At 63.8% G+C, this 20805-nt stretch carries 20 protein-coding genes, 1 other RNA gene and 1 pseudogene; 9 read left to right on the forward strand and 13 right to left on the reverse strand.

Annotated features, from left to right (window positions below):
* The first annotated feature begins 63 nt into the window (after positions 1 to 63).
* The 4 genes from HU729_RS11010 (at position 64) to HU729_RS11025 (ending at position 1472) form a co-directional block, all read left to right on the forward strand.
* Positions 64 to 273 (forward strand): TIGR02449 family protein, encoded by a 210-nt coding sequence (locus HU729_RS11010; RefSeq protein WP_054894084.1) that lies wholly within the window; start codon positions 64 to 66, stop codon positions 271 to 273.
* A complete protein-coding gene (locus tag HU729_RS11015; protein WP_054894085.1) occupies positions 270 to 587 on the forward strand; it encodes a cell division protein ZapA in 318 nt (105 codons plus the stop codon). The genes HU729_RS11010 and HU729_RS11015 overlap by 4 nt, the downstream gene beginning before the upstream one ends.
* Positions 588 to 604: 17 nt before the next feature.
* Positions 605 to 783, forward strand: a non-coding RNA gene (ssrS, locus tag HU729_RS11020) — 6S RNA.
* An 80-nt stretch (positions 784 to 863) separates the two neighbouring features.
* A complete protein-coding gene (locus tag HU729_RS11025) occupies positions 864 to 1472 on the forward strand; it encodes a 5-formyltetrahydrofolate cyclo-ligase (protein WP_063542056.1) in 609 nt (202 codons plus the stop codon).
* Between the two features lie 25 nt (positions 1473 to 1497).
* On the opposite strand, the gene HU729_RS11030 is transcribed toward HU729_RS11025, so the two are convergent.
* Positions 1498 to 1647, reverse strand: a complete 150-nt coding sequence (locus tag HU729_RS11030) for a hypothetical protein (protein WP_172964797.1) — start codon at positions 1645 to 1647, stop codon at positions 1498 to 1500.
* 175 nt (positions 1648 to 1822) lie between these two features.
* On the opposite strand from HU729_RS11030, the gene HU729_RS11035 reads away from it, so the two are divergent.
* Complete coding sequence (locus HU729_RS11035; protein WP_186669877.1) at positions 1823 to 2275, forward strand: EVE domain-containing protein; 453 nt, start codon at positions 1823 to 1825, stop codon at positions 2273 to 2275.
* Positions 2276 to 2311: 36 nt separating this feature from the next.
* Here the strand turns inward: HU729_RS11035 and HU729_RS11040 are convergent, their stop codons facing one another.
* Complete coding sequence (locus tag HU729_RS11040) at positions 2312 to 2716, reverse strand: flagellar basal body-associated FliL family protein (RefSeq protein ID WP_186709958.1); 405 nt, start codon at positions 2714 to 2716, stop codon at positions 2312 to 2314.
* 156 nt (positions 2717 to 2872) lie between these two features.
* On the opposite strand from HU729_RS11040, the gene HU729_RS11045 reads away from it, so the two are divergent.
* Positions 2873 to 3850 (forward strand): NADPH:quinone oxidoreductase family protein, encoded by a 978-nt coding sequence (locus HU729_RS11045; RefSeq protein ID WP_186709960.1) that lies wholly within the window; start codon positions 2873 to 2875, stop codon positions 3848 to 3850.
* Positions 3851 to 3940: 90 nt separating this feature from the next.
* Here HU729_RS11045 and HU729_RS11050 read toward each other — a convergent pair whose 3' ends face one another.
* The 5 genes from HU729_RS11050 to trxA form a co-directional block, all read right to left on the reverse strand.
* The gene (locus HU729_RS11050) at positions 3941 to 4591 is read right to left on the reverse strand and encodes a gamma-glutamylcyclotransferase (protein WP_065861755.1); all 651 of its coding nucleotides are present in this window, start codon (positions 4589 to 4591) and stop codon (positions 3941 to 3943) included.
* A gap of 333 nt (positions 4592 to 4924) precedes the next feature.
* Positions 4925 to 5893 (reverse strand): CDP-6-deoxy-delta-3,4-glucoseen reductase, encoded by a 969-nt coding sequence (locus HU729_RS11055; RefSeq protein WP_186709962.1) that lies wholly within the window; start codon positions 5891 to 5893, stop codon positions 4925 to 4927.
* A complete protein-coding gene (ubiD, locus tag HU729_RS11060; protein ID WP_186669884.1) occupies positions 5893 to 7359 on the reverse strand; it encodes a 4-hydroxy-3-polyprenylbenzoate decarboxylase in 1467 nt (488 codons plus the stop codon). Before ubiD ends, HU729_RS11055 begins: the two co-directional genes overlap by 1 nt.
* A 241-nt stretch (positions 7360 to 7600) precedes the next feature.
* Positions 7601 to 8860: a transcription termination factor Rho gene (rho, locus tag HU729_RS11065; RefSeq protein ID WP_039581904.1), complete on the reverse strand. Its 1260-nt coding sequence runs from the start codon at positions 8858 to 8860 to the stop codon at positions 7601 to 7603.
* A gap of 251 nt (positions 8861 to 9111) precedes the next feature.
* A complete protein-coding gene (trxA, locus tag HU729_RS11070; protein WP_009684153.1) occupies positions 9112 to 9441 on the reverse strand; it encodes a thioredoxin TrxA in 330 nt (109 codons plus the stop codon).
* 277 nt (positions 9442 to 9718) lie between these two features.
* On the opposite strand from trxA, the gene ppx reads away from it, so the two are divergent.
* Positions 9719 to 11221 carry an exopolyphosphatase gene (gene ppx, locus HU729_RS11075; protein ID WP_186709989.1) on the forward strand — a complete coding sequence of 501 codons (1503 nt, stop codon included), beginning with the start codon at positions 9719 to 9721 and terminating at the stop codon, positions 11219 to 11221.
* Positions 11222 to 11265: 44 nt separating this feature from the next.
* Here ppx and ppk1 read toward each other — a convergent pair whose 3' ends face one another.
* On the reverse strand, positions 11266 to 13503 hold the full coding sequence (gene ppk1 / locus HU729_RS11080) for a polyphosphate kinase 1 (protein WP_186709971.1): 2238 nt from the start codon (positions 13501 to 13503) through the stop codon (positions 11266 to 11268).
* Between the two features lie 20 nt (positions 13504 to 13523).
* On the reverse strand, positions 13524 to 14534 hold the full coding sequence (gene hemB, locus HU729_RS11085) for a porphobilinogen synthase (RefSeq protein ID WP_186669886.1): 1011 nt from the start codon (positions 14532 to 14534) through the stop codon (positions 13524 to 13526).
* 208 nt (positions 14535 to 14742) lie between these two features.
* Between hemB and HU729_RS11090 the strand changes: the two genes are divergently transcribed.
* Complete coding sequence (locus tag HU729_RS11090) at positions 14743 to 15387, forward strand: DedA family protein (protein WP_186669887.1); 645 nt, start codon at positions 14743 to 14745, stop codon at positions 15385 to 15387.
* A gap of 501 nt (positions 15388 to 15888) precedes the next feature.
* On the opposite strand, the pseudogene HU729_RS25825 reads toward HU729_RS11090, so the two are convergent.
* Positions 15889 to 16515 (reverse strand): annotated as a pseudogene (locus HU729_RS25825) (sterol desaturase family protein); the annotation flags it as partial.
* A gap of 112 nt (positions 16516 to 16627) precedes the next feature.
* Here HU729_RS25825 and elbB point away from each other — a divergent pair.
* Positions 16628 to 17293, forward strand: a complete 666-nt coding sequence (gene elbB, locus HU729_RS11100) for an isoprenoid biosynthesis glyoxalase ElbB (RefSeq protein ID WP_186709973.1) — start codon at positions 16628 to 16630, stop codon at positions 17291 to 17293.
* 44 nt (positions 17294 to 17337) lie between these two features.
* On the opposite strand, the gene HU729_RS11105 is transcribed toward elbB, so the two are convergent.
* From HU729_RS11105 to HU729_RS11115, 3 genes are all read right to left on the reverse strand, one after another.
* Positions 17338 to 17787, reverse strand: a complete 450-nt coding sequence (locus tag HU729_RS11105) for a YaiI/YqxD family protein (protein ID WP_054894100.1) — start codon at positions 17785 to 17787, stop codon at positions 17338 to 17340.
* A gap of 47 nt (positions 17788 to 17834) precedes the next feature.
* On the reverse strand, positions 17835 to 19745 hold the full coding sequence (locus HU729_RS11110) for a cytochrome c/FTR1 family iron permease (RefSeq protein WP_186669889.1): 1911 nt from the start codon (positions 19743 to 19745) through the stop codon (positions 17835 to 17837).
* A 119-nt stretch (positions 19746 to 19864) separates the two neighbouring features.
* Complete coding sequence (locus HU729_RS11115) at positions 19865 to 20791, reverse strand: LysR substrate-binding domain-containing protein (protein WP_186709981.1); 927 nt, start codon at positions 20789 to 20791, stop codon at positions 19865 to 19867.
* Positions 20792 to 20805: the final 14 nt, after the last annotated feature.

The raw sequence follows: 20805 nt of genomic DNA on the forward strand, positions 1-20805 counted from the left end.
TCGCGGCTCGGGCAGAGGCATGATCGCCAGGCGATCGACGAAGGAGCGGATCGAGTGCAACCCATGCAAGACAATGACCTGCAAGCGCTGATGAGCCGATTCGAGTTGCTGATCGAGCGCGTCGAGCAACTAAAACGGCAAAATGCACTCCTAGTAGCTCAGGAAAAATCCTGGCGCGAAGAGCGCGCCCACCTCATCGAAAAGAACGAGATCGCCCGGCACAAGATCGAGTCGATGATCTTGCGTCTGAAGGCCCTGGAGCAAGACTCATGAGTTCAAGCAATAGCGTCACCGTCCAGATTCTCGACAAGGAATACTCGATCATCTGCCCGCCGGAAGAACGCAACAACCTGGTGGGTGCCGCGCGCTACCTGGACGGCAAGATGCGCGAGATCCGCAGCAGCGGCAAGGTGATTGGCGCCGACCGCATCGCGGTGATGGCGGCGTTGAACATCACCCATGAGCTGCTACACCGCCAGGAGCGCCCTGACGTCGCCAGCGGCGGCACCACCCGCGAACAGGTGCGCGACCTGCTCGAGCGCGTCGACCAGGCGCTGTCCGACGACGCGGTTAGCAAAAACGATTGAGATTGGTATACTGGCGCGACTCCCTGGGGGATGCGCCAGTCGGTTATGTCCCTGAGCCGATACGCACAACCACGGGGGTTGCACGTGGGGCAGGTGTGCATGTCCGCTCGACGGAAAGCCTTAACGCCTCCTGCAATCTCCACCTTGAACTTTCGGGTTCAAGGGCTACACCGATAGCGGTCTTGTCGGGGAGCCTGAATTCTCAATGCCCGCCCTTACCGGCGGGCATTTCGTTTGTGCCGCCGTCGGCGGCCAGCATCCGGGATCGCCTGTGCCATGACCGACACCGTGCCGCTCACCCGTCCGCAACTTCGCCGCGTGCTGCGCAACGCACGACGCGCGTTGACGCCCGCCCAGCAACGCCAGGCCGCCGTCGGCCTGTACCGGCAACTGGCCCAGCACCCGCTGTTTCGCCGCGCGCGGCATATCGCCCTGTACCTGCCCAACGACGGTGAGATCGACCCGCGCCTGTTGCTGCGCGAAGCCCAGCGGCGCGGCAAGCGCACCTACCTGCCGGTGCTGCATGCCTGGCCACGCACGCGCATGGTGTTCCAACGCTTCGAACAGGGCGAAAAACTGCGACGCAACCGCTTCCGCATCCCTGAACCAGTCATCGAGCGCAAGCGTCAGCGGCCGGTCTGGTCGCTGGACCTGATCCTGCTGCCACTGGTGGGTTTCGATGAAGTGGGCGGACGGCTGGGGATGGGCGGCGGCTTCTATGATCGCAGCCTGGCCTATCAGGGGCGGCGCAAGGCGTGGAAGAAACCGCTGCTGCTGGGGCTGGCACATGAATGCCAGAAGGTGGAACGACTGGCGCAGGCCAGTTGGGACGTACCCTTGCGCGGAACGGTCTCGGACCGTGACTGGTACCTGGCGCCGGCCTGAACGTTAGGCCGCGCGCCGCAGCACTTCAGCGCTGCTGTTGGGCGGATACGGCCGGCGCCTGATAGGCGGCGTCGAGCTTTCGCTCCCACAAACCCTGCGCATAACCGGTGGTGACGACACCCAGACCGAAGATGAAAGCCAGGATCCACAGCAGGTCCGGTTTGCGTTTGTTCATCGTTGCCCCCCTAGGCAAACTGTTCAGGCTCGGCAGCCTTCTTGGTGCTACCGGAGCGTATAGCTTTAAAATCGGCGCATTTTCCGACAACGTGACGCGCCACGCAAATGTTGACGCCAACCGGCTGTCGGTTTGATGCAACATCTTATTTCAAACCTTGTCAGGAGCAGCATCCATGGCCTATTGGCTGATGAAATCCGAGCCCGACGAACTTTCCATCGAAGGCTTGGCCCGCCTCGGCCAGGCGCGCTGGGACGGGGTGCGCAACTACCAGGCACGCAATTTCCTGCGGGATATGAGCGTAGGCGACGAATTCTTCTTCTACCACTCCAGTTGCCCGCAACCGGGTATCGCCGGGATCGCCCGGATCAAGGCCGGCGCCTACCCCGACCCGACGGCGCTGGACCCGCAAAGCCACTACTTCGACGCCAAGGCCAGTGCCGAGAAGAACCCTTGGAGCGCAGTGGATGTCGAGCATGTGCGCACGTTCGGTCAGGTGCTTGGCCTCGGCTTGCTCAAGCAGCAGACGGCGCTCGAAGCACTTGCACTGGTGCAGAAAGGCAGCCGCCTGTCGGTGATGCCAGTGACCCCGGAGCAATGGCAGGCAATCTGCGCGCTGGCGAGGTGATCCAGGCAGCCGCTGTGCGGGAGCGCGCCGAGGAACTCACTGCACGATCAGGTTGTTGAACAGCAGGTCCTCGACGATCGGCTTGCCTTCTTCGGTTTCCATCACCTGCTGAACCTGCTTCAAGGCTTCCTGACGCAACGCCTCCTTGGCTTCGACATTGCTCATGTTATCCACGCCTTGCTGGGTGAACAGCGCCACCAGCTGGTTGCGGATCAGCGGCTCATGGTGCTTGACCGCCGCGGCGGCAGCATCGCCGGTCACGCGCAGGGCCACGTCGGCCTTGTAGACGCGCAGCCTGGGGCCGCCATCGAGGGCATAGTTGCCGACCAGAGGCGGGGTCAGGTTGATGTAGGCAACCTTTGGCTCGCCTTCCTTGCCCTCTTCGGCCGTGGCCGCCACCGGCAGCATCAAGGCCAGCACCATCAAGATCCACGCTTTCACGAAATCGCTCCTCAATACAATTGGCGCCAGCTTACCCAGCGCGTCGCTCAAACCCAAGCCCGGGCTTATGCCGGCTTATCAGAGCAGGCCATGCTCGTTGACCCGCCCCTTCGTCCTCCTACACTTATCGGCCATCACCCGCAAAGGAATAGCCCGATGAAAGCTGTGTTGTGCAAAACCCTGGGCCCGGCACGGGACCTGGTGCTGGAAGAGGTCGCGGATCCCGTGCCGAAAAAGAACGAGATCCTCCTCGAGGTGCATGCCGCCGGGGTCAACTTCCCCGACACCCTGATCATCGAGGGCAAGTACCAGTTCCAACCGCCTCTGCCCTTCTCGCCCGGCGGCGAAGCGGCCGGCGTGGTGGCGGCAGTCGGCGAGAAGGCCGGGGCTTTCAAGGTCGGCGACCGGGTCATGGCCCTCACCGGCTGGGGTGCCTTCGCCGAGCAGGTCGCGGTGCCTCACTACAATGTGCTGCCCATTCCGGCAGGTATGGATTTCACCACGGCGGCCGCCTTCGGCATGACCTACGGCACCTCGATGCACGCACTTACCCAGCGTGGCCAGCTCAAGGCGGGCGAAACCCTGCTGGTGCTGGGTGCATCAGGCGGCGTCGGGCTGGCAGCGGTGGAAATCGGCAAGGCGTTGGGTGCACGGGTCATCGCGGCGGCCAGCAGTGCCGAAAAGCTCGCCGTGGCCAAGGCAGCCGGCGCGGATGAGTTGATCGACTACAGCCAGGCCAGCCTCAAGGAAGAGATCAAGCGCCTGACCAACGGCCAGGGTGTGGACGTGATCTACGACCCGGTCGGCGGCGAGCTGTTCGACCAGGCAGTGCGAGGTCTGGCCTGGAACGGCCGGCTGCTGGTGGTGGGCTTTGCCAGCGGCAGCATTCCGCAGATGGCGGCCAACCTGGTGCTGCTCAAGGGCGCTGCAGTGCTGGGGGTGTTCTGGGGCGCGTTCGCCCAGCGCCAGCCAGAAGACAACGTTGCCAACTTCCGTCAGCTGTTTGCGTGGCATGCCGAGGGCAAGTTGAAACCGCTGGTGTCGCAGACCTACGCGCTGGCCGAGGCCGGGGCGGCTATCGAACGGCTGGGGCAGCGGCAGGCGGTGGGCAAGCTGGTGGTATTGGCCAGGTGATTCGGTGATGACTTCTTCGCGGGCAAGCCCGCTCCTACAAACTGTACCGTCTCTGCAGGAGCGGGCTTGCCCGCGAAGAGCCCAGCGCAGTCAAACCTCGCGCAGGTTATGGCAGCGCTGAAACCGCGCCTCCAGCCCCCGATCAGGCATCTGGTGGCTGCGCAAGGCGTTGAGCGTCTGCTCCACATACTCCCGCGTGGTGCCGTAACGCCCCTTGGCACTGGCCAGAATCTGGCTGAACAGGGTGTCCGGCAGGTTGCCGGCATAGCACGGCAAGTGACGCTCGAGCACAAAGCCCAAGGCCTGCACCTTGCTGCCGTCATCGAGTCGGCAGGTCAGCCAATGCGGGCGATAGGCCGGATAGGGCATCTCCCGCTGCCACAGGGCCATCAGCGAGTCGTCCAGGCAGCTCTCGTCCAGGCGGTAAGCAAAGCCGCTGCACGACCCTCCACGATCCAGGCCGAACACCAGCCCCGGGCATTCCGGTGTGCCGCGGTGCTCATGGGACCACAGGTAAAGCCCACGATGATAACCGTGCACCCGCGCACGCTGGCGCTCTACCGAGTTGCACTCCGGACGCCAGATCAACGAACCATAGGCGAACAACCACACAGGCCCACCGTCATGACGGGACATGGTCGTTGTCATGGAGTGCTGCAATTGCTCAGGGGTCAGTTGTTGACCGAAGTCGAGCGACGGAGGATAGGAAACCTGCCACGAAGAACTTTCAAGTGCCGACATAGGCTGCCGCCATTATTTCCTGTGTAACTACCGGAGAGCTGTGTTGCGATCGACGCCTTCGCCTGCGAGCCCGCACCCAATGCTGCGGGGCCTGTACCGCAAGAGGTTGATGACGATGTGCCTACCGTAAGACATATGACGGCGAAACCTCAACCCCTTTTGGCAAAGTTTCACGCGCGATACCGACGACTGGAAAGTGTTGTTATAAGCATAGTAAAAGTTATTAACCCGGCGAGTAATAATTCACCGCTTATAATCGACGACGATAACTTTGGTTATTAATCACGGCGCGCCATTGCAGCGCGCCGCAGGCGCTCATGAAGACCTAGTTACTCAGCCGCGTGGAGCGTAGGCAAACACGTCGGCGCGCATGCGGTGTGCATCCATGCCCGCCTCGACCAGCGCATCGAGCGTGCCATAGACCATGTTCGGTGAACCGCTGGCATAGACATGCACACTGTTCAGGTCGGCGATATCCTCGCACACTGCCTCGTGCAAAAGGCCGCAACGCCCCTCCCAGCCACACAGGTCGCTGACCACCTTGTGCAGGAACAGGTTGGGCAGACGCTCCCATTCGGCCCAGTGCTCGAGGGTGTAGAACTCCTCGGGCCGACGCACACCCCAGTAAAGGTGCACCGGATGCTTGAAGCCGTTGGCGCGGCAATGCTCGACCAGGCTGTGCATCTGGCCCATGCCGGTCCCGGCAGCAATCAGCACCAGCGGCCCGTCCGGCAGCTCGGCCAGGTGTGCGTCACCGAATGGTAGCTCGATGCGGGCCATACCGTTGCGCTGCAACTGCTCGATCAGCTTTACCGCGCTGCTTTCGCGGGCCAGCACATGCAGCTCGAGATCACGGCCCGAATGCGGGGCAGACGCCAGCGAAAAGGCGGCCTTGTCGGCGCCCTCACGCTCGATCATCAGGTATTGCCCGGCGTGGTAGCGCGGCGGCTTGCCGGCGGGCACGCGCAGACGCACGCGCCAGACATCCCCGCCGACCTCGACGCACTCGCTGACGGTGCAGGCCAGCTTGCGCACGGGCAACTCGCCCAGGGCCAGCACGCCATCCCACAGCAGCACGCAGTCTTCCAGCGGTTCGGCGATGCAGGTGAACAGTTCGCCGTGATCGCGGACTTCACCGTCCTGTCGCACCCGCCCCTCCACCAGCAACGCCGCACACACATGGCAATTGCCGTTGCGACAGCTGCTCGGGCACTCGTAGCCCAGGCGCCGCGCGGCATCCAGAATCCTCTCGCCCGGCTCGATGGACAGCACCGCGCCGGACGGCTGCAAGGTCACCTGCATCAATCTATTCCCAACTGGTCCCACAGCTCATCGATACGGCGGGTAACGGCCTCGTCCTTGACGATGACCCGGCCCCATTCGCGTGTAGTCTCGCCCGGCCACTTGTGCGTGGCGTCCAGGCCCATCTTCGACCCCAGGCCCGATACCGGCGACGCGAAGTCGAGGTAGTCGATCGGCGTGTTGTCGATCATCACCGTATCACGCTTGGGATCCATGCGCGTGGTGATGGCCCAGATCACGTCGTTCCAGTCGCGGGCGTTGACGTCGTCGTCGGTGACGATAACGAACTTGGTGTACATGAACTGTCGCAGGAACGACCACACACCCAGCATCACGCGCTTGGCGTGCCCCGGATATTGCTTTTTCATGGTCACCACCGCCATGCGGTAGGAACAGCCTTCCGGCGGCAGGTAGAAGTCGACGATCTCGGGGAACTGCTTCTGCAGGATCGGCACGAACACTTCGTTCAGCGCCACGCCGAGGATCGCCGGCTCATCTGGCGGCCGGCCGGTGTAGGTGCTGTGGTAGATCGGCTTTTGCCGATGGGTGATGCGTTCGATGGTGAACACCGGGAAGCTGTCCACCTCGTTGTAGTAGCCAGTGTGGTCGCCGTAAGGGCCTTCCGGGGCCATTTCACCCGGATGGATCACACCTTCGAGGATGATTTCGGCGGTGGCCGGCACCTGCAGGTCGCTGCCGCGGCACTTGACCAGCTCGGTGCGGTTGCCGCGCAGAAGCCCTGCGAAAGCGTACTCGGAGAGGGTGTCGGGCACCGGCGTCACGGCGCCAAGGATGGTGGCCGGGTCTGCACCCAGCGCGACGGCCACCGGGAACGGCTGGCCCGGGTGCTTCTCGCACCATTCGCGGTAATCCAGCGCGCCGCCACGATGGCTCAGCCAGCGCATGATGACCTTGTTGCGGCCGATGACCTGCTGGCGGTAGATGCCGAGGTTCTGGCGGTCCTTGTTCGGCCCGCGAGTCACCGTCAGGCCCCAGGTGATCAGTGGCGCCACGTCACCTGGCCAGCAGTGCTGGATCGGCAATTGCGAAAGGTCGACATCGTCACCCTCGACCACCACCTCCTGGCACACCGCATCCTTGACCACCTTGGGTGCCATTGACACGACCTTCTTGAAGATCGGCAGTTTCGACCAGGCATCCTTCAGGCCCTTCGGCGGCTCGGGCTCCTTGAGGAAGGCCAGCAGCTTGCCGATTTCACGCAGTTCGCCGACCGACTCGGCCCCCATGCCCATGGCCACACGCTCGGGAGTACCGAACAGGTTGCCCAGTACCGGAATGTCGAAACCCGTGGGTTTTTCGAACAGCAGCGCCGGGCCCTTGGCCCGCAGGGTGCGGTCGCAGACTTCGGTCATTTCCAGGACGGGCGAGATAGGAACCTGGATGCGCTTGAGTTCACCGCGCTGCTCCAGGCCACGGATAAAGTCGCGCAAATCGCGATACTGCATGCGTGAGCCTCGTGTTGGCTGTATCGGTCGGGGTGCAGAGTGTAGCGCCGATCGGGCTTTGATAGCCAAATGGCAGAGTGCAATGCGCTCGTTCGTTAGGGCGCATCAATGACTTGGGGCCGCTATGCGGCCCATCGCGGGACAAGCCCGCTCCTACAGGTCTGGCGTGATCCTTGTAGGAGCGGGCTTGTCCCGCGATGGGCTGCGCAGCAGCCCCAATTCGCTGTACCGACGGAAACGCTTACTTGCGCTTCATCGACAGGAAGAACTCATCGTTGGTCTTGGTCTGCTTGAGCTTGTCGATGAGGAACTCGATGGCCGCCACTTCATCCATCGGGTGCAGCAGCTTGCGCAGGATCCACATGCGCTGCAGTTCGTCGTCGGCAGTCAGCAGCTCTTCGCGGCGGGTGCCGGACTTGTTGATGTTGATGGCCGGGAACACACGCTTCTCGGCGATGCGGCGGTCCAGCGGCAGCTCCATGTTGCCGGTACCCTTGAACTCTTCGTAGATGACCTCGTCCATCTTCGAGCCGGTCTCGACCAGCGCGGTGGCGATGATGGTCAGCGAGCCGCCTTCCTCGATGTTACGGGCAGCACCGAAGAAACGCTTGGGCTTTTCCAGGGCGTGGGCGTCGACACCACCGGTCAGGACCTTGCCGGAGCTCGGGATCACGGTGTTGTAGGCACGCGCCAGACGGGTGATGGAGTCGAGCAGGATGACCACGTCCTTCTTGTGCTCGACCAGGCGCTTGGCCTTTTCGATCACCATTTCGGCAACCTGCACGTGGCGGGTCGGCGGCTCGTCGAAGGTCGAGGCGACCACTTCGCCGCGCACGGTGCGCTGCATCTCGGTCACTTCTTCCGGGCGCTCGTCGATCAGCAGGACGATCAGGTGGCACTCGGGGTTGTTACGGGTGATGTTGGCCGCGATGTTCTGCAGCATGATGGTCTTGCCCGCTTTCGGCGGAGCGACGATCAGGCCGCGCTGGCCTTTGCCGATAGGCGCGCACAGGTCGATGACACGGCCGGTGAGGTCTTCGGTGGAACCGTTACCGGCTTCCATCTTCAGGCGATGGTTCGGGAACAGCGGCGTCAGGTTTTCGAACAGGATCTTGTTCTTCGCGTTTTCCGGACGGTCGAAGTTGATGGTATCGACCTTCAGCAGGGCGAAGTAACGCTCCCCTTCCTTCGGCGGGCGGATCTTGCCGACGATGGTGTCGCCGGTGCGCAGGTTGAAGCGGCGGATCTGGCTGGGCGAGACGTAGATATCGTCAGGGCCGGCCAGATACGAGGCATCTGCCGAACGCAGGAAACCGAATCCATCCTGGAGAATCTCCAGCACGCCGTCACCCGAGATCTCTTCGCCGCTCTTCGCGTGTTTTTTCAACAGGGCGAAAATCACGTCCTGCTTGCGCGAACGGGCCATGTTTTCGATGCCCATCTGTTCGGCCATTTCCAGCAGATCGGTAATCGGCTTTTGCTTGAGTTCTGTCAGGTTCATAAGGGGAGTGACGTAATCATGTAAGAAGGGGGGAATTAAGCTTCTGGCTTAATGAGGTCGCGCCGCTAGATTGGCGACAGGATCGCGTACTGATTCGAATTGGGAGTACGTCGCGACGGCGTGCAGAGGGCACTGGAGAAGCAGTGCGAGGCCGAATGTAACACTTGCTTTTTTCGACGTCTAGTGGTTTTGACAGGGGAAATCGAGCCTCAGGGGCAAAAAAAGCCCCGCATTCGCGGGGCTTTTTCACATCACAGGTGGGCGTCGAGGAACGCAGCCAGCTGGGACTTGGACAGCGCGCCGACCTTGGTGGCCTCGACGTTGCCGTTCTTGAACAGCATCAGCGTCGGGATGCCGCGCACGCCGTGCTTGGCCGGGGTTTCCTGGTTGTCGTCGATGTTCAGCTTGGCGACGGTCAGCTTGCCTTCGTAGGTGGAGGCGATGTCGTCCAGGACCGGAGCGATCATCTTGCATGGACCGCACCATTCAGCCCAGTAGTCGACCAGCACCGGGCCTTGAGCCTGCAGCACTTCGGCTTCGAAGGTGGCGTCGGTGACGTGTTTGATCAGATCGCTGCTCATGGAGTTCTCCAGGTCGTAAGCATAAAAAACGTTGCCCATCATAGCCGCACCCACGCCCTACAGGAAGCCACGGCCGATTGAGTGTAACTATAGTTGTGCAAGACGCCCCGAATCGAAACCGTCATACAAGCGTCATAGGATTTGTCCGAGGCCTTTGTTGATCAGTCATCCAGGCCACCCGCACATTGCCCTGCATCAATCCTCGCCATGTCGCGCGTTGGCGTATGCCCGCGATCATGGCAGGATTGCCGGGTTATCGACCGAGAACATCCAGATCATGCCGCAAACCACCGCGAAGAACCTGTCTCTGATCGCCGCCATCGACCTTGGCTCCAACAGCTTCCACATGGTCGTGGCCAAGGCCCACCATACCGAGATCCGCATTCTCGAACGGCTGGGGGAGAAGGTTCAACTGGCTGCGGGCATCAACGAAGACCGCCAGCTCAGCGAAGAAGCCATGCAGCGGGGCCTCGAATGCCTCAAGCGTTTCGCCCAGCTGATCAACGGCATGCCGGCCGGCGCAGTGCGCATCGTCGGCACCAACGCCCTGCGTGAAGCGCGCAACCGCAATGACTTCATCCTGCGTGCCGAAGCCATCCTTGGCCATCCGGTCGAGGTCATTTCAGGCCGTGAAGAGGCGCGCCTGATCTACCTGGGTGTGTCGCACACCCTCGCCGACACGCCCGGCAAACGCCTGGTCGCCGATATCGGCGGCGGCAGCACCGAGTTCATCATCGGTCAACGCTTCGAGCCACTGCTGCGCGAGAGCCTGCAGATGGGCTGCGTAAGCTTCACCCAGCGCTATTTCCGCGACGGCAAGATCACCCCGGCACGCTACGCCCAGGCCTACACCGCCGCACGCCTTGAGCTGATGAGCATCGAGAACGCCCTGCACCGCCTGACCTGGGACGAGGCCATCGGCTCGTCGGGCACCATCCGCGCCATCGGCGCCGCGATCAAAGCCAACGGCCATGGCAACGGCGAAGTCAACGCCGAAGGCCTGGCCGTGCTCAAGCGCAAGCTGTTCAAGCTGGGCGAAGTCGACAAGATCGACTTCGACGGCGTCAAACCGGACCGGCGCACCATCTTCCCTGCGGGGCTGGCGATTCTCGAGGCGATCTTCGACGCCCTCGAACTGCAGCGCATGGACCACTGTGACGGCGCCCTGCGTGAAGGCGTGCTGTTCGACCTGCTCGGCCGCCATCATCACGAGGACGTGCGTGAGCGCACGCTGAACTCGCTGATGGAGCGCTATCACGTCGACCAGGGTCAGGCCGCACGGGTGGAGCGCAAGGCCCTGCACGCCTTCGACCAGGTGGCCAAGGCGTGGGATCTGGAAAACGGCAACTGGCGCGACCTGCTGGGCTGGGCGGCGAAGGTGCATGAGGTCGGGCTGGACATCGCCCACTACCACTACCACAAGCACGGCGCCTACCTGATCGAGCACTCCGACCTGTCGGGCTTCTCCCGCGAGGACCAGCAGATGCTGGCCCTGCTGGTACGCGGCCATCGCCGCAACATCCCCAAGGACAAGTTCGCCGAGTTCGGCGACGAAGGCGTCAAGCTGATCCGCCTGTGCGTGCTGCTGCGCTTCGCCATCCTCTTCCACCACATCCGCGGCACCCAGCAAATGCCCAAGGTCGAGCTCAAGGCTGCCGACGACAGTCTGGAAGTGGTGTTCCCTGAAGGCTGGCTGGAGCAGAACCAGCTGACCCAGGCCGACTTCGCCAACGAGGCTGAGTGGCTGGCGCGGGTCGGGTTCGTGCTGAGCGTGCGTTGAAGGTTTGAGTGTGCTGGGGCTGTTTTGCAGCCCCAGCAATCTGACTACCGTACGTTCAGCACCGGGTTGCTCAGGCGCTCCAGCAGGGTCGCCTGGGCGCTGCGCGGGTTCTGGTTGCCGGTCGGCGTGCTGCGCACATAACGACCATCAGGCTGCAAGGTCCAGGCCTGGGTATTGTCGGTCAGGTAGCCTTCGAGCTCCTTCTTCACCCGCAGCAGCAACTTCTTGCCCTCTACCGGGAAGCAGGTCTCGACACGCTTGTCGAGGTTGCGCTCCATCCAGTCGGCGCTGGACAGGTAGATCTGCTCCTCGCCGCCGTTGAGGAAGTAGAACACCCGCGTGTGCTCGAGGAAGCGGCCGATGATCGAGCGCACATTGATGTTGTGCGACACCCCCGGGATGCCCGGGCGCAGGCAGCACATGCCACGCACCACCAGGTCGATGCGCACGCCCGACTGGCTCGCCTTGTACAGGGCCTTGATGACCTTGGCATCGGTCAGCGAGTTGAACTTGGCGATGATGTGCGCCGGCTTGCCGTCGAGCGCGAACTGCGTCTCGCGGGCGATCATGTCGAGCATGCCCTTCTTGAGGGTGAAGGGTGCATGCAGCAGCTTCTTCATGCGCAGGGTCTTGCCCATGCCGATCAGCTGGCTGAACAGCTTGCCGACGTCCTCGGTGAGTGCGTCATCGGAGGTCAGCAGGCTGTAGTCGGTGTACAGGCGGGCGTTGCCGGCGTGGTAGTTACCGGTACCCAGGTGCGCGTAGCGGACGATCTCGCCCTGCTCGCGGCGCAGGATCAGCATCATCTTGGCGTGGGTCTTGAAGCCGACCACGCCATAGATCACCACCGCGCCGGCTGCCTGCAGGCGGCTGGCCATCTGCAGGTTGGACTCTTCGTCGAAACGCGCACGCAGTTCGATCACCGCAGTGACCTCCTTGCCGTTACGCGCCGCATCGACCAACGCGTCGACGATCTCCGAGTTGGCCCCGGAGCGGTACAAGGTCTGGCGCACAGCGAGCACGTGCGGGTCCTTGGCGGCCTGGCGCAGCAGGTCGACCACCGGGGTGAAGGATTCGAACGGGTGCATCAGCAGCACATCCTGCTTGCTGATGACGCTGAAAATGTTGTCGGCGTTCTGCAGGATCTTCGGGATCGCCGGGGTGAACGGGGTGTACTGCAGCTCCGGGTGGCTGTCCAGGCCGGTGATGCTGAACAGACGGGTCAGGTTGACCGGGCCATTGACCTGGTAAAGCTCGCTCTCGCTCAGGCTGAACTGCTTGAGCAGGTAGTCGGAGAGGTGCTTCGGACAGGTGTCGGCAACCTCCAGGCGCACAGCATCGCCGTAGCGGCGCGAGAACAGCTCGCCACGCAGGGCGCGGGCAAGGTCGTCGACCTCTTCGGAGTCCAGCGCCAGGTCGGCGTTTCGGGTCAGGCGGAACTGATAGCAGCCCTTGACCTTCATGCCCTGGAACAGGTCGTCGGCGTGAGCGTGGATCATCGACGACAGGAATACATAGTTGTCGCCGGGGCCGCCAACCTCTTCCGGCACACGGATCACCCGCGGCAGCAGGCGTGGCGCCGGAATGATCGCCAGGCCCGAGTCGCGACCGAAGGCATCGACGCCCTCGAGCTCGACGATGAAGTTCAGGCTCTTGTTCACCAGCAGCGGGAACGGGTGGGTCGGGTCGAGGCCGATCGGGGTGATGATCGGGGCGATCTCGTCGCGGAAGAAGCGACGCACCCAGGTCTTGAGCTTGGGCGTCCAGTGGCGGCGGCGGATGAAGCGAATCGCATGCTTCTCCAGCTCCGGCAGCAGCACGTCGTTGAGGATCGCGTACTGGCGGTCCACCTCCAGGTGCACCAGCTCGCTGATCCGCGCCAGCGCCTGATGCGGCTGCAGGCCGTCGGCGCCGGCCTGTTCGCGGGCGAAATTGATCTGCTTCTTAAGCCCGGCGACGCGGATCTCGAAGAACTCGTCGAGGTTGCTGGAGAAGATCAGCAGGAACTTCAGACGCTCCAGCAGCGGGTAGGACTCGTCCAGCGCCTGTTCCAGCACGCGGATGTTGAACTGCAACTGCGAAAGTTCACGATGAATGTACAGGCTGCTGTCGTCCAGGCCCGGCACCGGAATCGCCGGGGCCGGCGCCGGGGCGGCGGCCTCGACGACAGGCACCGGCTCAGGTGCAGGCGTCGCTGGGAGGTCCGGCGGGGTCTGCATCAGTTCCTCCGGGAGGGCCTTGGCTTCCTTGATCTCGACAGCAGTGAGCACTTCGTTATTCATCTGACGTTCCTGTGAGGGCGTTACTGCCCTCTCAACAATTGAGCGGCACGCACGGCGAAATAGGTGAGGATGCCATCGGCGCCGGCCCGTTTGAAAGCGGTTAGGGATTCGAGAATCACGGCCTCGCTGAGCCAGCCGTTCTGGATGGCCGCCATGTGCATGGCGTATTCGCCGCTGACCTGATACACGAAGGTCGGCACGCGGAATTCGGTTTTGACGCGGTGAACGATGTCCAGGTACGGCATGCCCGGCTTGACCATGACCATGTCGGCGCCTTCGGCGAGATCGGTGGCCACTTCATGCAGGGCCTCGTCACTGTTGGCCGGGTCCATCTGGTAGGAGGCCTTGTTGGCCTTGCCCAGGTTCAGCGCCGAGCCGACCGCATCGCGGAACGGGCCGTAGTAGGCGCTGGCATACTTGGCGGAGTAAGCCATGATGCGCACGTTGACGTGACCGGCCAGCTCCAGGGCTTCGCGGATCGCCTGCAGACGACCGTCCATCATGTCGGACGGTGCCACCACCTGGGCACCCGCTTCGGCGTGCGACAGCGCCTGACGCACCAGGGCGTCGACGGTGATGTCGTTCTGCACGTAGCCCTCTTCGTCGAGGATGCCGTCCTGGCCGTGGGTGGTGAAGGGGTCGAGCGCAACGTCGGTGATCACCCCCAGGTCCGGGAAGCGCGCACGCAAGGCGCGGGTGGCACGCTGGGCGATGCCGTCCGGGTTCCAGGCCTCGGCACCGTCGAGGGACTTCTTCTCCACCGGGGTGACCGGGAACAGCGCCAGCGCCGGAATCCCCAGCTCCACCCAACCCTGTGCGGCTTCGAGCAGCAGGTCGATCGACAGGCGCTCGACGCCCGGCATCGACGGCACTTCCTCGCGGCGATTTTCGCCGTCCAGCACGAATACCGGCAGGATCAGGTCATCGACGGTCAGGGTGTTCTCGCGAACCAGACGACGGGAGAATTCGTCCCGGCGGTTGCGACGCAGGCGGGTAGCAGGAAACAGGCGGTTGGCGGGGGTAAAACTCACGGCAGACTCCTGAGCCCGCGCAGGCGGGCTAGCGCGACAGTTATAAGCGCCCATTATGACGCCTAGGTTACAGGGAAGAGCAACCCTGCGACTTGTGGCCGCAGGCATTGTCCTTGTAGGAAATGTTCACGTCGAGACACATTTGGACACTTTCCCCCAGGCGCGCGAAGGGGTAGGCTGCGCGTTCATTTCGCCAGCACCTCAGAAAATGCTTCAACAATTCCTGCAGGATTTCGGCTATTTCGCCCTCTTTCTAGGCACCTTCTTCGAAGGCGAGACCATCCTGGTACTTGCAGGATTCCTCGCGTTCCGTGGATACATGGACATTAGCCTGGTCGTGGTGGTGGCGTTCTTCGGCAGCTATGCCGGTGACCAGCTCTGGTATTTCATGGGCCGTCGCCACGGGCGCAAGATCCTTGCGCGCAAACCGCGCTGGCAGGCGATGGGCGACCGCGCGCTGGAGCATATCCGCCGCCATCCCGACATCTGGGTGCTGAGCTTCCGTTTCGTCTATGGGCTGCGCACCGTGATGCCGGTGGCCATCGGCCTGTCCGGCTATCCTCCGCGGCGCTACCTGCTGCTCAACGGCATCGGCGCGGCAATCTGGGCCCTGGCCTTGGGCGCGGCGGCCTATCACTTCGGCGCCATCCTCGAAGGCCTGCTGGGCAACGTGAAGAAATACGAGCTATGGGTGCTCGGTGGCCTGCTGGTGCTGGGCGGACTGCTCTGGCTGCGCCGACGTTTCCGCAACCTGCGTGCGGAGCGCAAGGCGGCGGCAGAAGGCCAATCCCCACAGGCTGAGCAGGCTGTAGAGCCCGAGCAGAAGCCAGGCCAAGGGCGTAACCGTCCCTAGGCCCAGCGCCCCGCCCAGGTAAAGCGCCGGGCCGTTGGACACCAGCCGCAGCAGCTCAAGGCGCGCGGCCCGAGGCCGGTTCTCCAGCGCCATCCCAAGCACGAACAAGCCAAACGCCATCAGTGTCCAGCCCAGCACCAGCGCCACTGGCGGCACGCGGTCGGCCACCTCCATCAGGTAACTGCCCAAGCCCGCATACACGGCGAACTGCAGCGCCACGTACAGCTGCTGGGCCCGGCCCAGCGGTATCTCGAACTTGCGAAACTGCGCCAGATCGGCCTTGGCCTGTGGATAACCCAGCGCCACATCCGCCGGTCGCCAACCGGTGGGCATGAACCAGATCCGCAGCTTGTCCCACAGACTGCGAGTGCGCCGCGCATCGCGCCAGAGCTGCGCATAGAACTGCAGGTTGGCCCACAACGGGTTCCAGCTCGCCAGCGGCGTGGTCACGCCGAACACCACGGGCTCGCGCGGGTCTTCCTCCTGGAAAGTGCCGAACAGGCGATCCCAGAGAATGAACACGCCGCCGTAGTTGCGATCCAAGTACAAAGGATTCTGCGCATGGTGGACGCGATGGTTGGACGGCGTGATCAGCACCCACTCGAGCCAGCCCAGCTTGGGCACGTGGCGGGTATGCACCCAGAACTGGTACAGCAGGTTCAGCGATGCCACGGTGACGAACACCAGCGGCGGTACGCCAACCAGGGCCAGCGGCAGGTAGAAGATCCACGAGAAGAGAAAGCCGCTGCTGGTCTGGCGCAGGGCGGTGGTGAGGTTGTACTCCTCGCTCTGGTGATGCACCGAATGCGCCGCCCACAGCACGTTGCGCTCATGGCCCAGGCGGTGCAGCCAGTAATAGCAGAAGTCGTAGAGCACGAACGCCAGCAGCCAGACCCAAACCGCACTATCCGGCAGGCGCAGCAGGGCCAGGTGCTCCCAGACCAACGCGTAGCTGACAAGCCCCACGCCCTTGGTCAGCAGCCCCGTGCTGGTCGACAGCGCCCCGGTGCTCAGGCTGTTGATCGAATCGGCCAGACGATAGTTGCGCTGCCCGCGCAGCCGGTCGGCGACCAGCTCCACAGCAATCAGCACGAAGAAGAACGGCACGGCCAGCAGAATCAGGTCCATGGTGACGATCCCAAGCGTTATCCACAGAGATTAGGCCGCGTCGGGCACAACCCTTATGGCCACATCTGCCAAACTAGAGGACATTTAGCGCCTCGACACTGGAGTAATGAGCATGACGAAAAAGGTAGCGGTGATTCTTTCCGGCTGTGGCGTCTATGACGGCGCCGAAATCCACGAAAGCGTGATCACCCTGCTGCGCCTCGACCAGCGCGGCGCCCAGGTGCAGTGTTTCGCGCCGAACATCGCGCAGATGCACGTGATCAACCACCTGACCGGCGAAGAAATGCCCGAGTCGCGCAATGTGCTGGTGGAGTCGGCGCGCATCGCCCGCGGTGAAGTGAAGGACATTCGCGAAGCCAAGGCCGAGGACTTCGACGCGCTGATCGTGCCCGGCGGTTTCGGCGCAGCCAAGAACCTGTCCAACTTCGCCGTCGAAGGCGCCAACTGCAGCGTGAACCCCGATGTGCTGGCGCTGGCCGAGGCTTTCGCGGCGGCGTGCAAGCCGGTCGGCCTGATCTGCATCTCGCCGGCGCTGGCCGCGAAGATCTACGGCCCGGGCGTGGTCTGCACCATCGGCAACGATGCCGGCACCAGCGCAGCCGTGGTGAAGATGGGCGGCACCCATGAAGAGTGCGATGTACATGACATCGTCGAAGACACCCAGCGCAAGCTGGTGAGCACCCCGGCCTACATGCTGGCCAAGTCGATCAGCGAAGCGGCGGGTGGAATCTACAAACTGGTGGATCGGGTGCTGGAGCTGACTCACGAGAAGGACTGAAACGCATCAGGGCGAGCCTTTTCGCGGGCAAGGCCGCGAAAAGGTCAACGCGTCAACCGCGTGAGGATCCGATCCAGCGAATTGGCAAACGCCTGCTTCTCCCGCTCGCCATAGGGCGCCTGCCCGCCGCCGACCTGCCCCTGTTCACGCAATTCAGTGAACAGGTTGCGCACCGCCAGCCGATCCCCCATGTTGCGCTCGTCGAACTCGCGACCACGCGGATCCAGCGCCGCTACACCCTTCTTGATCAGGCGATCGGCCAGCGGCACATCGCTGCAGATCACCAGCTCGCCGGGCTCGGCATGCTCCACCAGGTAGTCGTCGGCGGCATCCATGCCGCTGGGCACCACGATCAACCGCACGATCGCGAAGGCCGGCTTGGCCACGGCCTGGCCGGCCACCATCACCACTTCCAGCTTGCGCTTGAGGGCGAACTTGACGATCAGATCCTTGGCCGCCTTGGGGCAGGCGTCGGCGTCGATCCATATGCGCATGACGATGTTTCCGTAATTCGAAAAGAGATAGTGTGCCAGCCCCGACCTCAGTTCGCTGCTACCCTGCGCTTCTCGGCAATCCGCGAGCGCCCGTAAAGCGCCACGATAGCCAGCAACGCCACCGCCTGCGCACTCAGCGAATAGGCGTCGGCGTGAATCCCCAGCCAATCGAACTCGAAGAACGGCACCGGCCGCGTGCCCAGCACTCCAGCTTCCTGCAGTGCCTTGACGCCGTGCCCGGCGAACACCACCGACAGGGCGCACAACAACGCGGCGTTGATGCTGAAGAACAGCGACAGCGGCAGCTTCGCCGACCCGCGCAGGATCACCCAGGCCAACCCCACCAGCAACACCAGCGCAGTGGCACCACCGGCCAGCACCGCCTGGTGCCCGGCAGGCCCGGCCTGCAGCCACAGGGTTTCGTAGAACAGGATCACCTCGAACAGCTCGCGGTACACCGAGAAGAACGCCAGCATGGCGAAGCCGAAGCGCCCGCCGCCACTGAGCAGGCTGCTCTTGATGTAGTCCTGCCAGGCTGCGGCGTGGCGCCGGTCATGCATCCACACCCCCAGCCACAGCACCATGACCGCGGCGAACAGCGCCGTGCAGCCCTCGAGCAACTCGCGCTGGGCGCCGCCGACATCGATCACGTAGGCCGCCAGGGCCCAGGTGGCGAAACCTGCAACCAGGGCCAGGCCCCAACCGATGTTGACGCTGCGTACCGCCGACTGCTGCCCGGTATTGCGCAGGAAGGCGAGGATCGCCGCCAGCACCAGGATCGCCTCCAGGCCCTCGCGCAGCAGGATCAGCAGCCCGGAGATGTAGCTCAGCGACCAGCTCAGGCCGTCGCTGCCAAGCAGTTTCGCAGCCTGCTCCAGCTTGACCTTGGCCTCGGCCAGGCGCTGCGCGGCCTGCTCGGCAGGCAGGCCATCCTGCAGCGACTGCCGGTAGGCCATCAACGACCTCTCGGTATCCTTGCGCACCTGCGCGTCGATGTTGTCGAGCGAGCTCTCCACCAGCTCGAAACCTTCGAGATAAGCGGCCACCGACAGGTCGTAGGCCTGGTCGTGATCGCCCTCGCGGTAGGCCGCCAGGCTCTTGTCCAGGGTGCTGGAGGTGTATTCGAGCAGCTGTGCCGGGCCACGCTTGACCTGCGGTGGCTGGGCGCGCTGGGCACGGAATGCAGCAACGGCGTCGGCGCCTTCATTGGCGCCGACTTCGGCCGGGGTCTGGCGGGCCAGGTCGGCGATGTTCCAGGTCTTGTCGCCCTTGGCCGCCTGCGGGTCGGCGGTGAAGCTGGCAATGTAGGCGGCCACGTCCCAGCGCTGGCGCTCGTCGAGCTGATCGGCGAATGACGGCATCTCGGTGCCCTCGATACCCAGGCCGAGGGTGTTGTACAGGTCGAACAGGCTCAACTGGTCAAGGCGCTGGGCGTCGCGCAGGTTGGCCGGCGCAGGCTCCAGGCCGACACCCGCCGGGCCGTCACCGGCACCGCTGTCACCGTGGCAGATCGAGCAGTTCTGCGCATACAGCGCGGCACCGCGAGCCGGATCCGGCGTGATCACCGGCGCCTGGCTGACCTCATAGGCCACCGCCAGCCGCGCACCCAACTGCCGAGCCTGGTGCGCCACGGCGCCACCGTCCTGGCGTTGCTCGATGGCCTGGCGCAGCGCCTGCACACCCTGCTCGAGGGCGTCGCGCTCGGGGTTGGCGGGCAAGCCCTTGACCAGCTCGGCCAGCACCCCGCTGAACTCCTGCTGTTCGCGATATTCACCCTCATCCACCACCTTGCCGTCATGCACGGTCGGCGGGTAGTCGGCACCGATGTAGTCCAGCAGGTGCAACGCCTTGGTGGCCTCGGCGGGGGCTTCGGCCTGCGCCAGGGTGCTGCACAGCGCCAGCACCGGACCGAGCAACAAGGCCGGCAACCAGGCGAGCGGACGGGAACGGGGAATCATGGGGCGATCTCGGCGAGAATACGAAAGCGAACATTGTTCACTTCCACTTCGACTTGCTCAAGGTTCGCGGGCGGATTTCATGAAAAATCTTGCAACGAATACGTTCTGAATCGGCCCGCTCAAGACGCTCCCAGGATCTCCACCTCAGGCAAATCCATCGCCGCCGCTTCCTCCTGCAAGAAGGCACTCAAGCGCCGCAGTCGCTCACCCCCCGGCCGGGTGCGCGGCCACACCAGGTAATAGTCCAGGCCGCTGGCCACCGCCGTCGGCCATGGCAGGCTCAGGCGCCCCTGGGCGACGTCTTCGGCGACCATCAGCAGGTCACCCATCGACACCCCATAACCCCGGGCGGCGGCGATCATGCCCAGCTCCAGGGTGTCGAACACCTGCCCGCCCTTGAGCGACACCGTTTCGCTCAGGCCCATGCGCGCCAGCCAACTGCGCCAGTCGCGACGATCGGGCGTCGGGTGCAGCAGCTCGACGCTGGCCAGCCTGCCCGCGTCCCAGGGCGCCTCGGCCTGCAGGTCCGGGGCGCCCACCGGGATCAGCAGCTCGGCGAACAGCCGGCGCACCTCCCAATCCACCGGAAAGCTGCCATCGCTGAGCAGTACCGCGCAATCGAAGGGCTCTTGATTGAAGTCCACATGGTCGACGTCCATCCAGGCGCTGGTCAGTTGCACCTCGTTGCCCGGCTGCAAGTGGCGGAAACGGCTCAGGCGCGCCAGCAGCCAGCGCATGGTCAGGGTCGAGGGGGCTTTCATGCGCAGGATGTCGTCCTCACCGCGCAAGGTATTGCAGGCCCGCTCCAGTGCCGCGAAACCGTCGCGCACGCCAGGCAGCAGCATCCGCGCCGCCTCGGTGGGCTGCAGGTTGCGGCCGTTGCGCACGAACAGCCGGCAGGCAAAGTGCTCTTCGAGGGTGCGGATATGGCGGCTGACCGCACTCTGGGTAATGGACAGCTCCTCCCCGGCGCGGGTGAAGGAGCTCAGCCGCGCGGCCGCTTCAAATGCGCGCAGGGCATACAGCGGTGGTAGCTGACGGGACATGGGACACCTGCCAT

It is taken from the genome of Pseudomonas sp. RW10S2 (genome assembly GCF_014268985.1).
Lineage (GTDB): Bacteria > Pseudomonadota > Gammaproteobacteria > Pseudomonadales > Pseudomonadaceae > Aquipseudomonas > Aquipseudomonas wayambapalatensis.

Coding starts and splice junctions, on each gene's coding strand:
- HU729_RS11010 (WP_054894084.1), top strand. CDS start 64: ATGCAAGACAATGACCTGCAAGCGCTGATGAGCCGATTCGAGTTGCTG.
- HU729_RS11015 (WP_054894085.1), top strand. CDS start 270: ATGAGTTCAAGCAATAGCGTCACCGTCCAGATTCTCGACAAGGAATAC.
- HU729_RS11025 (WP_063542056.1), top strand. CDS start 864: ATGACCGACACCGTGCCGCTCACCCGTCCGCAACTTCGCCGCGTGCTG.
- HU729_RS11030 (WP_172964797.1), bottom strand. CDS start 1,647: ATGAACAAACGCAAACCGGACCTGCTGTGGATCCTGGCTTTCATCTTC.
- HU729_RS11035 (WP_186669877.1), top strand. CDS start 1,823: ATGGCCTATTGGCTGATGAAATCCGAGCCCGACGAACTTTCCATCGAA.
- HU729_RS11045 (WP_186709960.1), top strand. CDS start 2,873: ATGAAAGCTGTGTTGTGCAAAACCCTGGGCCCGGCACGGGACCTGGTG.
- HU729_RS11050 (WP_065861755.1), bottom strand. CDS start 4,591: ATGTCGGCACTTGAAAGTTCTTCGTGGCAGGTTTCCTATCCTCCGTCG.
- HU729_RS11055 (WP_186709962.1), bottom strand. CDS start 5,893: ATGCAGGTGACCTTGCAGCCGTCCGGCGCGGTGCTGTCCATCGAGCCG.
- ubiD (WP_186669884.1), bottom strand. CDS start 7,359: ATGCAGTATCGCGATTTGCGCGACTTTATCCGTGGCCTGGAGCAGCGC.
- rho (WP_039581904.1), bottom strand. CDS start 8,860: ATGAACCTGACAGAACTCAAGCAAAAGCCGATTACCGATCTGCTGGAA.
- trxA (WP_009684153.1), bottom strand. CDS start 9,441: ATGAGCAGCGATCTGATCAAACACGTCACCGACGCCACCTTCGAAGCC.
- ppx (WP_186709989.1), top strand. CDS start 9,719: ATGCCGCAAACCACCGCGAAGAACCTGTCTCTGATCGCCGCCATCGAC.
- ppk1 (WP_186709971.1), bottom strand. CDS start 13,503: ATGAATAACGAAGTGCTCACTGCTGTCGAGATCAAGGAAGCCAAGGCC.
- HU729_RS11090 (WP_186669887.1), top strand. CDS start 14,743: ATGCTTCAACAATTCCTGCAGGATTTCGGCTATTTCGCCCTCTTTCTA.
- elbB (WP_186709973.1), top strand. CDS start 16,628: ATGACGAAAAAGGTAGCGGTGATTCTTTCCGGCTGTGGCGTCTATGAC.
- HU729_RS11105 (WP_054894100.1), bottom strand. CDS start 17,787: ATGCGCATATGGATCGACGCCGACGCCTGCCCCAAGGCGGCCAAGGAT.
- HU729_RS11110 (WP_186669889.1), bottom strand. CDS start 19,745: ATGATTCCCCGTTCCCGTCCGCTCGCCTGGTTGCCGGCCTTGTTGCTC.
- HU729_RS11115 (WP_186709981.1), bottom strand. CDS start 20,791: ATGTCCCGTCAGCTACCACCGCTGTATGCCCTGCGCGCATTTGAAGCG.